This is a genomic window from Streptomyces poonensis, from assembly GCF_014650915.1.
Lineage (GTDB): Bacteria > Actinomycetota > Actinomycetes > Streptomycetales > Streptomycetaceae > Streptomyces > Streptomyces poonensis.
Genome location: NZ_BMVW01000008.1, coordinates 204,882 through 220,114 on the forward strand (window position 1 = coordinate 204,882; position 15,233 = coordinate 220,114).

General features: G+C 71.8%; 15 protein-coding genes and 2 tRNA genes. 14 read left to right on the plus strand and 3 right to left on the minus strand.

Translation table 11 applies throughout. From position 1 onward, the window contains the following. Window positions 1–385 precede the first annotated feature (385 nt). The 5 genes from proB to IE242_RS21195 all read left to right on the plus strand — a co-directional run bounded on the left by proB (window position 386) and on the right by IE242_RS21195 (window position 5,466). On the plus strand, window positions 386–1,513 hold the full coding sequence (gene proB / locus IE242_RS21175) for a glutamate 5-kinase (RefSeq protein ID WP_189861591.1): 1,128 nt from the start codon (window positions 386–388) through the stop codon (window positions 1,511–1,513). A 136-nt stretch (window positions 1,514–1,649) separates the two neighbouring features. After that, entirely contained in the window at window positions 1,650–2,141 is a 492-nt protein-coding gene (locus tag IE242_RS21180) for a DUF8830 family protein (protein ID WP_189861593.1), read from the plus strand. A 121-nt stretch (window positions 2,142–2,262) separates the two neighbouring features. Then, entirely contained in the window at window positions 2,263–3,549 is a 1,287-nt protein-coding gene (locus IE242_RS21185; RefSeq protein WP_189861595.1) for a glutamate-5-semialdehyde dehydrogenase, read from the plus strand. Between the two features lie 165 nt (window positions 3,550–3,714). Next, window positions 3,715–4,305, plus strand: a complete 591-nt coding sequence (locus IE242_RS21190; RefSeq protein ID WP_189861597.1) for an SCO2584 family spore wall biosynthesis protein — start codon at window positions 3,715–3,717, stop codon at window positions 4,303–4,305. 96 nt (window positions 4,306–4,401) lie between these two features. After that, entirely contained in the window at window positions 4,402–5,466 is a 1,065-nt protein-coding gene (locus IE242_RS21195) for an SCO2583 family membrane protein (protein ID WP_189861599.1), read from the plus strand. Window positions 5,467–5,484: 18 nt separating this feature from the next. On the opposite strand, the gene IE242_RS21200 is transcribed toward IE242_RS21195, so the two are convergent. Further along, window positions 5,485–6,588 (minus strand): M48 family metallopeptidase, encoded by a 1,104-nt coding sequence (locus IE242_RS21200; protein WP_189861601.1) that lies wholly within the window; start codon window positions 6,586–6,588, stop codon window positions 5,485–5,487. A 101-nt stretch (window positions 6,589–6,689) separates the two neighbouring features. On the opposite strand from IE242_RS21200, the gene IE242_RS21205 reads away from it, so the two are divergent. From IE242_RS21205 to IE242_RS21245, 9 genes are all read left to right on the plus strand, one after another. Beyond that, window positions 6,690–6,851, plus strand: coding sequence for a hypothetical protein (locus IE242_RS21205; protein WP_189861603.1), 162 nt, complete (start codon window positions 6,690–6,692; stop codon window positions 6,849–6,851). A 105-nt stretch (window positions 6,852–6,956) separates the two neighbouring features. Then, on the plus strand, window positions 6,957–7,124 hold the full coding sequence (locus tag IE242_RS21210; protein WP_189861605.1) for a hypothetical protein: 168 nt from the start codon (window positions 6,957–6,959) through the stop codon (window positions 7,122–7,124). A 59-nt stretch (window positions 7,125–7,183) separates the two neighbouring features. Next, complete coding sequence (gene nadD / locus IE242_RS21215; RefSeq protein WP_189861607.1) at window positions 7,184–7,873, plus strand: nicotinate-nucleotide adenylyltransferase; 690 nt, start codon at window positions 7,184–7,186, stop codon at window positions 7,871–7,873. A 16-nt stretch (window positions 7,874–7,889) separates the two neighbouring features. Next, window positions 7,890–9,701: an LCP family protein gene (locus tag IE242_RS21220; protein WP_189861609.1), complete on the plus strand. Its 1,812-nt coding sequence runs from the start codon at window positions 7,890–7,892 to the stop codon at window positions 9,699–9,701. 219 nt (window positions 9,702–9,920) lie between these two features. Further along, a complete protein-coding gene (gene rsfS / locus IE242_RS21225; protein WP_189861611.1) occupies window positions 9,921–10,367 on the plus strand; it encodes a ribosome silencing factor in 447 nt (148 codons plus the stop codon). Next, the gene (locus IE242_RS21230) at window positions 10,364–11,038 is read left to right on the plus strand and encodes a histidine phosphatase family protein (protein ID WP_229859211.1); all 675 of its coding nucleotides are present in this window, start codon (window positions 10,364–10,366) and stop codon (window positions 11,036–11,038) included. Before rsfS ends, IE242_RS21230 begins: the two co-directional genes overlap by 4 nt. Window positions 11,039–11,165: 127 nt before the next feature. After that, window positions 11,166–11,238 (plus strand) — tRNA-Ala (locus tag IE242_RS21235). A gap of 434 nt (window positions 11,239–11,672) precedes the next feature. Next, a complete protein-coding gene (locus tag IE242_RS21240) occupies window positions 11,673–11,906 on the plus strand; it encodes a hypothetical protein (RefSeq protein WP_189861613.1) in 234 nt (77 codons plus the stop codon). A gap of 129 nt (window positions 11,907–12,035) precedes the next feature. Next, window positions 12,036–12,108, plus strand: a tRNA-Ala gene (locus IE242_RS21245). An 84-nt stretch (window positions 12,109–12,192) separates the two neighbouring features. Here the strand turns inward: IE242_RS21245 and IE242_RS21250 are convergent. Both IE242_RS21250 and IE242_RS21255 read right to left on the minus strand, forming a co-directional pair. Beyond that, window positions 12,193–13,812 carry an NADH-quinone oxidoreductase subunit NuoF family protein gene (locus tag IE242_RS21250; RefSeq protein WP_189861615.1) on the minus strand — a complete coding sequence of 540 codons (1,620 nt, stop codon included), beginning with the start codon at window positions 13,810–13,812 and terminating at the stop codon, window positions 12,193–12,195. After that, complete coding sequence (locus IE242_RS21255; RefSeq protein ID WP_189861617.1) at window positions 13,809–15,164, minus strand: ferric reductase-like transmembrane domain-containing protein; 1,356 nt, start codon at window positions 15,162–15,164, stop codon at window positions 13,809–13,811. Before IE242_RS21255 ends, IE242_RS21250 begins: the two co-directional genes overlap by 4 nt. Window positions 15,165–15,233 lie beyond the last annotated feature (69 nt).

Genomic DNA, 15,233 nt, shown 5'->3' on the forward strand with positions numbered 1-15,233 from the left:
AGGCAGTGGGGGCGGCCCGCCTCCGTGTGCGCGCCCCCGGCGCCTTCCAACCCGGGGCACCTGGACAAGGAAGGCCGATCCCCGACCGTATGACCTTCGGCGCTCGTCGAGCAATCTTCTGCGGGTTTATTCAGCAGATAAAGGATTTTCTCAGACGTAACACCGGTCGCGGTGGTGACGGCGGAGCACCTGAGCGTCATGCCCGGCCGCGCGAGCGCGATGCCGCGGTGCCCGGCCGGGATGGCGGAATGCGCGACCGCGCGCGCGTACGAACCGTACGGCAGGTGACGCAGCCGTCCACCCAGCGAAATGCCACGGCACCGGGTGCCCGTGCTGACGTAGATTGCACAGGGGACAGGTCGGAACGGGAAAAGCGGGGACACGCGTGTCAGCGGCAAGGCAAGCTGTTGCGGAAGCGAACAGGATCGTCGTCAAGGTCGGCTCCTCGTCCCTGACCACGGCCTCCGGAGGGCTCGACGCGGACCGGGTGGACGCCCTCGTGGACGTCCTCGCCAAGGTCCGCGACGGAGGGGCGAAGGAGATCGTGCTCGTCTCCTCCGGCGCCATCGCCGCCGGACTCGCGCCGCTCGGCCTGCGCAAGCGCCCCCGGGACCTCGCCCGGCAGCAGGCGGCCGCGAGCGTCGGCCAGGGCCTCCTGGTGGCCCGCTACACCGCCTCCCTCGCCCGCTACGGCGTCCGCGTCGGCCAGGTGCTCCTCACCTCCGACGACATGAGCCGCCGCGCCCACCACCGCAACGCCTCGCGCACCCTCGACAAGCTCCTCGCGATGGGTGCCCTGCCGGTCGTCAACGAGAACGACACCGTCGCCACGGACGAGATCCGCTTCGGCGACAACGACCGGCTCGCCGCGCTCGTCGCCCACCTGGTCCACGCCGACCTGCTGGTCCTGCTGTCCGACGTGGACGGCGTGTACGACGGAGACCCCAGCAGGCCCGGCACCTCGCGCATCGCCGAGGTGCGCGGCCCCGAGGACCTCGCGCACGTCGAGATCGGCAGCGCGGGCAAGGCCGGCGTCGGCACCGGTGGCATGGTCACCAAGGTCGAGGCGGCCGGGATCGCCGCGGCCGCGGGCATCCCCGTGGTGCTGACCAGCGCGGTCCACGCGGCGGACGCCCTCACCGGCGGCGACACCGGCACGTACTTCCACCCCACGGGCAAGCGCTCCGCCGACCGGCTGCTGTGGCTCCAGCACGCCTCCACCCCGCAGGGCTCGCTCACCCTCGACGACGGGGCCGTGCGCGCGGTCGTCCAGGGCCGCAAGTCGCTGCTGCCGGCGGGCATCGCGTCGGTCGACGGCGCCTTCACCGCGGGCGACCCCGTGGAACTGCGCGACGGAGAGGGCCGCGCGGTGGCGCGGGGGCTCGTGAACTTCGACGCCACGGAGATCCCCCGGCTGATCGGCCGCTCGACGCGGGAACTGGCACGCGAGCTCGGCCCCGCCTACGAACGAGAGGTCGTACACCGGGACGACCTGGTTCTGCTCAATCCATGACTGTTCGGGCCCGCAAACATACGATTCCCGGGCCCCCGGCGGTGGACGTTCCGTAAAACCGCCCCGCGAAGCCGTGCGGCCTGCTCAACTTTGTGGCAAGGAGATTCCGTACGACCATCGCGAAAGGGAGGCCGTCGTGAGACGAGTACGCCATGGGGCGGCGGTGTCCCGCAACGGTGGCGGTTCCTGTACGGCCGGCGAGGAGCGCGCCCTCACCAGCGTCGCGGCCGGAGCGGCGTTCGAGGAACGCTCCGCGGCCGGGCCCGGGCGGGAGAAGCCGGAAGAGGCCTCCCGGCTGTGGCATGTGACGCTCAGCGTCTCGGGCGGCGAGGCCCCCTTGAAGGAGGTGCGGCGCGGCCTCGAACAGCTCGCCCACGACCACCCCTTTCTGCTGACCAGCCGCTATGCCAACGACCACGCGGAGATCCGCTACTGGGAGGAGGCCCGCGACCTGCACGACGCGGCCGCCGTCGCCCTGCGCCTGTGGGGCGAGCACCGGCAGAGCGCCCAGCTCCCGCCCTGGGAGATCGTCGGCCTGGAGGTCATCGACCGCGAGACCTACCACCAGCGCGTCGCGGAGGGCTGCGGACCGCTCCCGGCGGCACCGGTAGGGGTTCATCCCTTTTGACCGGCCCGCGTGACCGTCTTCGCGCCGTGCCCCGGGCTGCTCCCCGCACCGTGTTCCGCGCCGTGTCTCGCGCAGTGGGATGCCTCATGGACGGTCCCTCCCGGCGCACTACCCTTCCCTCATGACCACGCTCTCGCCGTACGACTCCATGTCCCCGGTCACCCAGGCCGCCTACCGGGCCAAGGCCGCAGCCGCGCAGATCGCGCCGCTGCCGCGGGCCGTCAAGGACGACGCGCTGCTCGCGATCGCGGACGCTCTGGAGGTCCGTACGAGTGAGATCGTCGAGGCCAACGCCAAGGACATCGAGCGGGCCCGCGAGGCCGGCACCAGTGAGGCGATCATCGACCGGCTCACCCTGACGCCGCAGCGGGTGCGCGCCATCGCCGCCGACGTACGGGACGTCGTGGCGCTCCCGGACCCGGTCGGCGAGGTCGTCCGCGGCTCCACCCTCCCCAACGGCATCGACCTGCGCCAGGTCCGCGTCCCGCTCGGCGTCGTCGGCATCATCTACGAGGCCCGGCCGAACGTGACCGTGGACGCCGCCGCCCTCTGCCTGAAGTCCGGCAACGCGGTCCTGCTGCGCGGCTCGTCGTCCGCGTACGAGTCGAACACCGCGCTGGTCCGGGTGATCCGCGACGCCGTCGGCGGGGCCGGGCTGCCCGCCGACGCCGTGCAGCTCGTCCCGGGCGAGAGCCGGGAGTCCGTACGGGAGCTGATGCGCGCCCGCGGCCTCGTCGACGTGCTGATCCCGCGCGGCGGCGCCTCCCTGATCCGTACCGTCGTCCAGGAGTCCACCGTCCCGGTCATCGAGACCGGCACCGGCAACTGCCACGTCTACGTGGACGCCCAGGCCGACCTCGACATGGCGGTCGAGATCCTGGTCAACTCCAAGGCCCACCGGGTGAGCGTGTGCAACGCCGCCGAGACGCTCCTGGTCCACCAGGACATCGCCGCCGAGTTCCTGCCGCGGGCCCTGGACGCGCTGGCCGACGCCGGGGTGACCGTGCACGCCGACGAGCGGGTGCTGGCCCACGCCAAGGACACCCGGGCGACCGTCGTCGAGGCGACCCCCGAGGACTGGGAGACCGAGTACCTCTCGTACGACATCGCCGCCGCCGTCGTCGACTCGCTCGACAAGGCCGTGGAGCACATCCGGCTGTGGAGCTCCGGCCACACCGAGGCCATCGTGACGACCTCCCAGCAGGCCGCCCGCCGCTTCACCCAGCTGGTGGACTCCACGACGGTCGCGGTGAACGCCTCCACCCGCTTCACGGACGGCGGCCAGTTCGGCTTCGGCGCCGAGATCGGCATCTCCACGCAGAAGCTGCACGCCCGGGGCCCGATGGGGCTGCCGGAGCTGACGAGCACCAAGTTCATCGTGACCGGCGACGGTCACGTGCGGCGCTAGCGGTCCGGTCGCCGCGTGCGCCGGGCGCGCACGCGGCACCGTTGTGCGCGCCCGGCGCACGGGGGTGTCCGGGGGGTGCGGTCCCGTTTCTGTGATCTGAATCGCACAGTCGATGAATTTCCTTACCGTCTGCCCAAATTGACCCCCCAGGTCTACTCTGGATCCGTGCCGGAGGACGTGGGGGGCACGCCGTTCCCGGACGGCTGGGAGCCCGACGACGACCGCGACCGCGGGGGTATGGACGAAGAGTTCGCCTCCGTGGTCTTCGACGAGGACTTCGTACGGGCCGCGGTGGTGCACGAACCGACCGCCGTCGAAAGACTCCTGGCCGCCGCCCAGGCCCGCGCCGACGCCCAGGAGGCCGAGGCGCGCCGCACGCACACGAGACACCCGCGCGGTGACGACGAGCGGTACGACGACGGTTTCCGGCCTGACGACACGGGCTACGGCCCGGACAGGGACCCGGACGACCTCGACGACACAGAGCTCCTGGAGGGCCGCTACGGAGCTCCGGGCACCTACGGCAGGCAGACCCGCTGGCACCGGCCCGTGGCCTGGGTGCTCGCCCTCGTGATGGGCATCGGCATGGTCGCCCTCGCCTTCAGCGCGGTGTACCGGGGCGCGTCCTCGGGCAGCCACGAGGACCAGGTCCCGCCCCCTGCCTCCACCGGTCTCGAACAAGGCGTCGACACGGCCCCGTCCGCCTCGGCCGACTACTCCCAGCCGCCGGTGCCGGCGGTGCCCCGTACGCCCTGAGAGACGCACACGGCCGCTCGCGCACCTGGTGAGCGCCTGTCAGAAGTTGTCGTGACAGGGCGTTTACCGGAGCCCCGCGAGACCTACTCTGAGAGTATGGGCGGACCAGGAGACCCACCTGAGGGGACACCCGAGGGCGCTCCCGGTGGTGAGGACGAGTACAGGTCGGTCGTCTTCGACGAGTCGTTCATCCGCGCTGCCCGGCTCCAGGAGTTCTCCGCCCGGGAACGCCTGGGCGACCACGCCCCCGCGGTGCGCCGTCGCGCCCCGCTGCGCCGCGGGCTGTCCCGGCAGGCGCTGGTCCTCGTGGTGCTGATCGCCCTCGCCTTCGGCACCGCGGTCTACATGGGGCTGCGGCACCCGTACGAGACGCCGGCCGCCGGCCCCACCGAGCCCCTGCGGATGAGCGTCGTCCCGCTCGCCCCCCAGGCGGCGGTGCCGGGCTCCACGGACGTCGAGCAGCTGTACGAACAGAGTCCCGCCGCGCATTTCCGCATCGGCGCCGAGGGCATCACCATGCCCGCCACCCGGCGTACGGCGAACTTCTCGGACAGCCAGGTCGTCACCGCCCTGGCGACGGCGAAGGACTACCTCGTCGCCTCCGCGCTCGATCCCGAGGTGCTCAGCGGCGCGACCGTACGGCCCGCGCGCATCCTGCTCGACCCGGACCTGCTGGACCAGTTCGACCAGAGCTTCGACCACCCCGCCGCCGACGGGCAGCACGCGCCCACCGGCTGGCTGGTCCGCTTCGACTCCTCCCGCGCCGAACTCGCCGACTCCAGGATCCGCGTCCACGGCACCCTGCAGGCCGCCGAGCACGACGCCGACACCCTCGAGGTCGTCGCCGACCACACCTACGTCTACGCGCTGCGGCCGGCCGGCGCGGGCGAGGAGGCCGCGGCCTCGCTGTTCACCGTCCGGCGTGAGCTGCACTTCCGCTTCGACCGCGACGATCTGCGCAGGCACCAGGCCGAGACCGTCGTCTCGGCCGTCCAGGCCGGGCCGCTCGCGTGCGCCGAGGACTCGGCGGGCCACCTGCGCCCGCTGCTCGCGGGACAGACGGCGACGGCGGGCGGCCCGGCCGGCACGGACCCGTACGCGACGGGCGGCGTCACGGCCGTGTGCGGCTCGCTGGCACAGAGCGCGCAGCCGAAGGTGTGACGCCGGCGGCCGGAAGCGTCACTCCTCGCCGGGGCGCTCGCCCTGCGGCCGGTCCTTGGACGCGCCGCCACCGTTGCCGCCGCCGGTGAAGCCGCCGAAGCCGCGCCGCACCCGGCCGCCGAGGTCGCCCGCCCCGCCCGCGATATCGCTGACCAGCTTCATCAGCGGATCCTTGGAGTTCCTGACGTCGCTGGCGTAGCTGGCCGCCGACTGCCGGAAGGAGTCGGTCACCGAGGTGTCCTTGTCCTCGCTGCGCCGCGGGTAGTGGCCGTCCATGATCCGCTGGAAGTCGCGGGAGGAGGCCCACTTCTTCAGTTCGGCCGCGCGCACGGCGGTGAAGGGGTGGGAGCGGGGCAGCACGTTCATGATCTTCAGCACGGAGTCGCGCAGATCGCCCCCGGCCTCGTACTCCTCGGCCTGCGCGAGGAACGCGTCCACGTTCATCTCGTGCAGGTGGTTGCCGCCCGCGATCTTCATCAGGCCGCGCATCGAGGCCTGGAGGTCCTGCCCGACCAGCAGACCCGCCCGGTCGGCCGACAGCTCCGACTTGCGGAACCACTCGCGCAGCGCGGTCACGATCGCCATGATCGCGAGATTGCCCAGCGGGATCCACGCCACCCGGACGGCCAGGCTGGTCAGGAAGAGCAGGACCGTGCGGTAGACGGAGTGGCCGGACAGCGCGTGGCCCACCTCGTGGCCGACGACGGCCCGCATCTCCTCCTCGTCGAGCAGCTCGACGAGACCCGTGGTGACGACGATGATCGGCTCGTCCAGGCCGATGCACATCGCGTTCGGCTGCGGGTCCTGGGTGACGTACATCGGCGGGACCTTCTGCAGGTCCAGGATGTAGCAGGCGTCCCGCAGCATGTCGTTGAGGTGCGCGAACTGCGCGTCCGAGACCCGTACGGAGTCGGACAGGAACAGCAGGCGCAGACTGCGCTCGGGCAGCAGACCGCTGAGCGCCTTGAAGACCGTGTCGAAGCCGCTGAGCTTGCGCAGGGCCACCAGGGCCGAGCGGTCCGCGGGATGCTCGTACGCGCGCGAGGAGATGCCCTCGAAGCGCCTGCGGTGCCGGCTGGGCACCTGGCCCCGCCCGTTGTGCTCGTGGCTGTCGTCGGACATGTGGTTCCCCCATGTGTCTGATGGCCCGGTGTGCCCCCCGAAGCGGTTCTCAGCCTAGGCGGAGTTACGGTGGCAGGGCAGCACACGTAAGGAGCGATCCCATGGAGCACACCCTCGCCACCTGGCTTCCCCAGGCCGCGGCCGCCGCCGGAGAGCAGGGTGTGAGCAGCCACCTGTTCCGTGTCGTGCTGATCGTGATGCTGGTCGGCTGTGTGCTGGGTGCCTGGCTGCTGCTGCGGGGCTACCGCGGTGACGACGACTGAGGGCGCGTCCGCCACAAGGGTGGAGTCGGCGTGAGCGCTGCGCAGGCGCCCGCTTACGATGGGCACCGAGTCCCCGATCCCACACCCGGATAGGTTCAGCCGACGATGAGCTTCCACGCCACCGCTGCCCAGTTGGTCACCCTCGCCGCCGAGGGCGAGGAGCATCACGGCGGCAACCACGAGAGCCTCAGCCCCTACCTCACCGGCATCGGCGCCTTCGCCGTCCTGATGGTGCTGCTGTTCATCACCACCCGGTTCAACCGGGACCGCTGAATCCTCGCAAATAGACGTTCGACCGGGGCGCTTCGGCCGGGCCGGTAGGGTCTGCACGCATGGGAGAGCAGGAAATGCCTACCGGCCCGCGGCACATCACGGCGAGCGGCCGGGCGGACCGCCCCGGACACGGTTCCGGCACCGGCCCCGCGAACCCGGGCCGCCGGCGCCGTCTCGGTGTCATGGGCGGAACGTTTGACCCGATCCACAACGGTCACCTCGTCGCGGCCCAGGAGGCCGCCACCCAGTTCAACCTCGACGAGGTCGTGTTCGTGCCGACCGGCCAGCCGTGGCAGAAGTCGCACCGCCATGTCTCCCCGGCCGAGGACCGCTATCTGATGACGGTCATCGCGACCGCCGAGAACCCGCAGTTCTCCGTCAGCCGCATCGACATCGACCGCGGCGGACCCACGTACACCACGGACACCCTGCGCGAGCTGTGTGCGCTCAACCCCGACACGGACCTCTTCTTCATCACCGGCGCCGACGCGCTGTCCCAGATCCTCACCTGGCGGGACACGGACGAGTTGTTCTCGCTCGCGCACTTCGTCGGCGTCACCCGCCCCGGCCACACCCTGGCCGACCCGGGTCTGCCCGCCGGAGGCGTCTCGCTGGTCGAGGTCCCGGCCCTGGCCATCTCGTCCACGGACTGCCGTGCGAGAGTCGCGAAGGGCGACCCCGTCTGGTATCTGGTGCCGGACGGTGTGGTGCGCTACATCGACAAGCGTGAGCTGTACCGCGGCGAGTGAGCCGAGAGGGGCACCAGTGAACGACCGATACGACGCCGGCTACGGGGACGCCCCGTACGAGCTCGTCGGCTACGACGAGTTCGGGCAGCCTGTGTACCGGCAGGTGCCCGACCGGCCCGCCCCCCAGGGGTACGACCCCTACGGCGCGCAGCCCCCGCAGCAGCCCCAGGGCTACGGCTACGACCCGTACGCGACCGCCGCACAGCAGCCCGCCGCGCCGTACGACACGGGCCGGCAGCAGCCCGTGCCCCCCTACGACACGGCGCAGGCCCCGTCGTCGCAGGCCGCCTTCCACGACCCGTACGGGACCGGCCAGGGAGGCGCCGCGGGCGGACCGGCCGGGGCCGGATACGACGGGTACGACCCCTACGGGCAGGGCCCCGGACAGCAGACGTACACCGCCGCCCCGCAGCCCCACACCGCCGGGCAGACCGCGTACATCCCGCACCAGGCGGGGCCCGCGGACACCGGGCAGGAGGACGGTCCGGGACCCGGCCACAGACCTGGCGACGGCGACCGGCCCGGAGGACCGGACGGGGGCGGCGGCGAGGGCGACTACCACACCGAGCAGTTCGCCTTCGTCGAGGAGCCCGACGGCGAGTCCGAGGACGTCATCGACTGGCTGAAGTTCACCGAGAACCGCACCGAGCGCCGTGAGGAGGCCAAGCGCCGGGCCCGCTTCCGGCTCATCGCCCTCGCGGTGGTCCTCGCCCTGGTCGCGGTCGGAGGCGTCGGCTACCTCTGGTTCGCGGGCAAGCTGCCCGGCTCGGGCACGGAGGGGAAGGACGGCACCACGACCTCGGCGGCCGCCCAGAAGCGCGACGTGCTCGTCGTCCATCTGCACGACACCGCCGGGGGCGGCACCTCCACCGCACTGCTCGTGAACAACACCACCACTGAGCGGGGCGCCACCGTCCTGCTGCCCGACTCCCTCGCCCTGACGGACGACGAGGGCAGCACCACCACCCTCGCCAAGTCCGTCGACGACGACGGGGCCTCCGGCACCCGTGACGCGCTGCACACCGTCCTCGGCACCGACATCGAGGGCACCTGGCGCCTCGACACGCCGTACCTGAACAACCTCGTCGAACTCGTCGGCAACATCGACGTCGACACGAACACGGACGTGCCCGACCCGGACGCCAAGGACAAGGGCGCAACACCGCTGGTCAACAAGGGCAAGGGCCAGACCCTCAGCGGCAAGATGGCCGTCGCGTACGCCACCTACCGGGCGTCCGGCGAGTCGGAGAACGCGCAGCTGGAGCGGTTCGGCCAGGTGATGCAGGGCGTCCTGCGCAAGCTGTCCTCGGACGCGGAGGCCGCCACGGTCACCGTGCAGACGCTGGCGCAGATCCTCGACCCGCCGCTGACCGACAGCGACCTCGGGACCTTCCTGGCCAAGCTCGCCGACCGGGCCAAGGGCGGCGACTACGAGACCGCCCTGCTGCCGGTCCAGGAGGACGGCACGCTCGACGCCGAGGCCTCCGGCAGCGTGGTCGAGAAGCTGCTCGGCGGTACCGCGAAGAGCCCCGAGGCGGGCGACGCCGTCCGGGTCGGCATCAGGAACGCCACCGGCGAGAAGAACGCCACCGAACAGGCCCGCGTGGTCCTGCTCAACGGCGGCTACACCTTCCTCGACGCGGGCACCGCCTCCGCCGCCGAGGCCGCCTCCCGGGTCACGTACGCCGACGCCGCGAGCAAGGAGGAGGCCGTCGAGGTCGCCAAGACCCTGGGCCTGCCGACCAGCAGCGTGACCAAGGGCAGCACCACGTCCAACGCCGACGTCTCGGTCGTCCTCGGCCAGGACTACGAGGTGACCGGTTCCTGAGGACGGCCGGTTGCCGAGGAAGACCGGTTTCCGCGGGTGATCGGCGGCCCCCGGAGCGCTCCCGTACGGGCGCTCCGGGGCGGCCCCGTACGGGTGCAGCCCCTGTTCCACGGCATGATCCCCTGGACGGGAGCCGATCCCTGGGGTGGTCCCGGCGGTCCGTGAGACCCTTGAGGTAGCCCGTGAGGGCGTAACCGACCGCCGACCGAAAGCCACGTAGTGACCGCCACTGACCGCTCTCTCGAGCTCATCCACACCGCCGCCCAGGCGGCCGCCGACAAGCTCGCGCACGACATCATCGCGTACGACGTCAGCGACGTCCTGTCCATCACGGACGCCTTCCTGCTCGCGTCCGCGCCCAACGACCGCCAGGTCAAGTCCATCGTCGACGAGATCGAGGAGCGGCTGAACAAGGAGCTCGGCGCCAAGCCCGTGCGCCGCGAGGGCGACCGCGAGGCCCGCTGGGTCCTGCTCGACTACGTCGACATCGTGGTGCACGTCCAGCACAGCGAGGAGCGTGTCTTCTACGCCCTCGAGCGGCTGTGGAAGGACTGCCCCGAGCTGGATCTGCCCGCCGACGCGCAGGCCACCCGCGGCAAGGGCGAGGAGCACGCCCGGCTGCAGGCCGCCGAGGAGGCGGCCGAGCTCGGCGGGGAGCCGCGGTGAGCGCCGCCCCCGGCATAGACACGGCCGGCCGCGCCTCGCGCGGCCGGCGTGTCATTCTCTGGCGGCACGGCCAGACCGCCTGGAACGTGGAGCGCCGCTTCCAGGGCACCACGGACATCGACCTCACCGAGACCGGCGTCGCCCAGGCCCGGCGCGCCGCCCGGCTGCTCGCCTCCCTGAAGCCGGACGTCATCGTCGCCTCGGACCTGCGGCGCGCCGCCGCCACGGCCGCCGAGCTCGCCGCGCTCACCGGCCTGGAGGTCACGCACGACGAGGGCCTGCGCGAGACCTACGCGGGCGTCTGGCAGGGGCTGACGCACGACGAGATCATCGCGCGCTACGGCGACGAGTACGCCGCCTGGAAGCGGGGTGAGCCGGTCCGCCGCGGCGGGGGCGAACTGGAGACCGAGGTCGCCGACCGGGCCGCCCCCGTGGTGCTGCGGCACGCCGAGAAGCTGCCCTCGGACGGCACTCTCGTCGTGGTCAGTCACGGCGGCACCATCCGCACGACCATCGGGCGCCTCCTGGGCCTCGACTCCCGTCACTGGGAGAGCCTCGGTGGCCTCTCCAACTGCTGCTGGTCCGTCCTCGGCGAGGGCGCCCGCGGCTGGCGCCTGCTGGAGCACAACGCCGGCACCCTCCCGGAGCCGGTGCTGGGCGACGACGACTGACACCGGGCGGGCCGCGGGGACGGCCGGAGGTCCGCCTCCGGGCGCCCGCCGGGACCCGGATTTCACTTTCCGGCAGGTCGCAGGCTAAAGTTCTTCTTGTTCGCCCCGCCGAGCGGGAAGAACGCAAGGGGCTATAGCTCAGTTGGTAGAGCGCCTGCATGGCATGCAGGAGGTCAGGAGTTCAATTCTCCTTAGCTCCACAGATCGACAGATCGGTGACGAGGATCCCGTTCCCCCCAGGGGAGCGGGATTTTTCGTGTGCCCTGGTTGAGTCGCTCGGCTCCGTGGTTCGTATACCTGTGCGGGCGTCCTTCTCTCGTGTATGTGCGCGCAGGTCGGAGCGGTATCGCCGTATGCCGTGTCCGGACTGGTACGAAGGCGTCGCTGACCGTATTGGTCCGGCCGTGGCAGAATCAAACGGCCGGAAGGGGGCGCGGCCCGACGGGAGGGAGAGGCGATGCCCGGGAGCATCCGCGAGGAGGCCCAGCGTCTTCTCGCACCGGTGGTGACACCGGGGACGGCCACCCTCCTCGACTGCCCTTCCTGCGGGTCCCTCCAGGTCGCCCAAGTTCTCGGGGACAACGGGGGAATCTCTTTCGTGTGCACGACGTGCGGCCACATCTGGAGCTGATCGATGGGTGCACACAGGAGGAAGTGCGACTGGTGCGGCAGCGGTACGCCGATCGTCCGCGACATGGAGCCCGTGCACCAGGACTACCAGTACTGGTGCGAGGAATGCGCCCGGGCGCTGATCATAAAAGGCGACCCGATCGAGACGTACCGTGAGCTGGAGGGCGAGCCGATCTACGGCCGGCTCCTGGAGGAGCACTGCACGCTCAAGCGGTTCTACTCGTTCGTGACGGCCTGACCCGGTCGCCCGGTGCTGACGTTCCGGGCAAATCGGCACAGAGCGGAAACGATTTGGTAGTACACCCCGGTGACCGTGTAATGTTGGCGTCGCCGCCGGGGAAACCGGGCGGAACGCAGAACACCGCAAGGGGCTATAGCTCAGTTGGTAGAGCGCCTGCATGGCATGCAGGAGGTCAGGAGTTCAATTCTCCTTAGCTCCACAGATGAGATCCCGTCCGATCGCAACGATCGGACGGGATCTTTGTTGTGTGCCATCGGTCCCCGCTCCGCGGGGCCGGGGGTGCTCAGCGGCCGCTGCCGAGGGCCCGACGGCCACGGACCTGGGAGAGGACCGGAAGGTTGCTGCGGGACGGAGCGGAGGAACGGGTGTCCTCCTCGACGCGCAGGGCCAGCGCCGGGCAGCGGCGCACCGCCCGCAGGGCCTTCGCCTCCGCGTAGCGCGGCACCGGTGCCTGGGCGACCGTCGGGAAACCGTCCGCGCCCAGCTCGAAGACCTCCGGGAGGAGGTCCGCGCAGAGGCCGTGCCCGCGGCACAGCGTCCAGTCGACGTGGATCTTCTGCCGGCTGGGACCGGTCTCCTCCTGACCGCCGCCGCCCGGGATGCCCGTCGGCGCCCTGCCGCCCTCGAACAGGGGCAGCACGCCCTCCACCGGCCGGCCGCAGCCGTTGCCCAGGACATGGACGGCCAGGTCGTCCGTGAACGCCTTGATCGTCGACTCCAGGAACATCGCCGAGCCGTCCGGGTGCGAGCACGCCCCGCGCCGCTTCACGTTCTTGGCGACCTGCTTGAGCGCCTCCAGGGCCGCCGGTCCACCGCCGTTCAGGATGTCCTCCATGCCGCGTGCGGCGGCCGGCAGTCCCAGGTAGCAGGGGCCGCACTGGCCCGCGCTCTCCTCCGCCAGCCACTTCGCCACCTGCAGCGCCTCGCCCAGCGGACAGGTCTCCTGGCTGATCGGGAGGATCGCGCCCGCGCCGAGCGAACCGCCCACCGCGTCCAGCGAGTTGCGCGAGACGATCGCCTCGTCCACCGTCGCCGCGTCGATCCACTTGCCGTGGTAGCCGCCGGTCAGCACACCCTGCGGCACCGGCGGCGCGCCGGCCAGTTGCAGCACGTAACGCAGCGGGACGCCCGTGGGGGCCTCGATCACCATGGGGCGGGAGACCGCGCCGGAGACCGTGAGCAGTACGGTGCCCGGCTCGTCGTACAGGCCGGTGTTGCCGTAGCGCTCGGCTCCGATGCGGGCGGCGACGGCCAGCTGGGCGAACGTCTCGGCGTTCGACAGGAGGGTGGGTGCGCCCCCGACGCCGCTCTGGGACGCGCTGGTCTTGCGGCCGGGCGGGATCGCCGGGCCGCCGTCGATGGAGCGGATCAGCGAGGCGGCCGCCCCGGTGACCATCCGTACCGGGTTGCGCTGCACGCGCGCGCGGATCGCCGCGCCCCGCCGGTTGCCGAGGCCGCGCTCGGCGAGGGCCGCCTCCATCGAGCGCTGGGTGGACTCACGGGTCACGCCGACGACCAGCTGGCGGGCGCCCAGGGCCTCCGCGACCAGCAGGGCACCGTCCAGGATGAGGTGGGGGGCACGGTTGATCAGCACCGTGTCCTTGCGGCAGGCCGGTTCGTCCTCGCTGCCGTTGACGACGACCACGGGCCGGATGCCGCGCTTGATCGCCGACTCGGCGACCGACCGCAGTTTCCTGTGGAACGGGAAGCCCGCGCCGCCCCGGCCCTTGAGGTTGATCCGCTCGGCGAGCTGGGCGAGCTGCTCGCCGCCCATCGGTTCCAGCGGACCGTGCACCTTCAGGTGCATGGGGAGATCGAGCCTCTCGACGAGGTCGAAGCCCGAGGTGAGCTGGGGGAGCCCCACCACGCGGACTTCGGGGACGTCGGGAAGGGCCTCGTTCACTTATAGCCTCCGGAAGGCGTGTTCCAGGGTTCGCCGGAGCTCGGCGCCTCGTAGGAGACGCCGGGCAGCGTTTCGGTTGGGGGACCGCTGTCGTACGTGTCGTTCGTGTTGTACGTGCCGTAGGGGGCGTTCGTCTCAGCCGTTTCGTAGGGAGTTTCGGCGAGTCCCTGATAGGAGGCGCCCGCGTAGGGGGTGTCGTACATCGGGTCGTACGCCGACGGGGGTGCCTCACCGACCGGCGGCGGGGAGGGGACGGGCCAGCGGGTGCCTGTGGAGGCTTCGTCGGCGTACGGCATGGCCTGGGCGGGCTGCGTGTCCGCCGGGAACTGCGCGGACGGAACCGGGCCGGATGCCGACGGGTCCCCCACGCGCGGGGAGGCCGATACGGCGCGGTAGGCGGCGGCGAAGCCGGGGGCGTCGGCGCGTCGGCCGGATCCGTGGCGTCCCGGGGACGGCGTCCGCTGCGAGGGGATCGCCGGGTCTCCCAGGACTCCCGGGTCCCCCAGGTCCCCTACGAAGGAATCGCCGCGTGCGCCGTAACCGGGCAGCGGTGCGCCGCCGGCCCGCGCGCGGGAGCCCGCTCCCGGCAGGGCGTCCGCCGGAGCGGAGCCGGACCCGGCCACCCGCGCGCGGCTCGCGTCCAGGTCCTCGCGGCCCGGCCGTGATCCCGTGCCGAGCACCGCCATGATCCGGTCGGCGACCTTGCGCTTGAAGGGGCGCGGGGCCGACCGCAGGGCGAGGGCGCCCGCGACGCCGGCCAGGCACAGGCAGTACAGCGTCACGAACACCGGCTTCGCCTCTCGACCCGCGTAGAGTCCGTGGACGAGCGCGAAGCACCAGGCCGGATAGGCCAGCATGTGGAACGCCCGCCAGCGCGCCGCGACCGGGGCCGGCGAGGCGAAGGCGCTGCGGAGCGCGCCGGTGACGGCGGTCGTGATCATCAGCAGGGCGGCCAGCGAACCGAAGCCGATGAGCCCGGCGGTGCCCGTCACCCCGAGGCTGAAGGGGATCAGCGCGGCGAGGAACGTCGTGTGGTCCAGCGCCAGCTTCACCGTGACGTGCAGCAGCAGGAAGGCCACCGAGGCGATGGCGGTCGTGCGGTGCACGGCCTGCGCCACGATGCGCTGCCGTGCGTTGAGGAACAGCCGGTCGCTCGCGACCAGGCCCCAGACGACCGAGCAGGAGAGGGAGACCAGCGAGAGCACGCCGGCGCCGAAGTCGAGGAAGTCCCGGACTCCGTCACCTCCCAGCAGCACGATCACGGGGATCAGCAGCAGGGCGGCGGACGTCACCGCCCCGTAGACGGATCGGCCGGGCCGGGGAAGCGAGCTGTTACTGCGACGAGGGTTCATGGGGGAGAACTCCGAACAGTTCGGGAAAGCGGTCCCGCCGCCGCACTCTAAGTGGTGCCTAACCGGCCG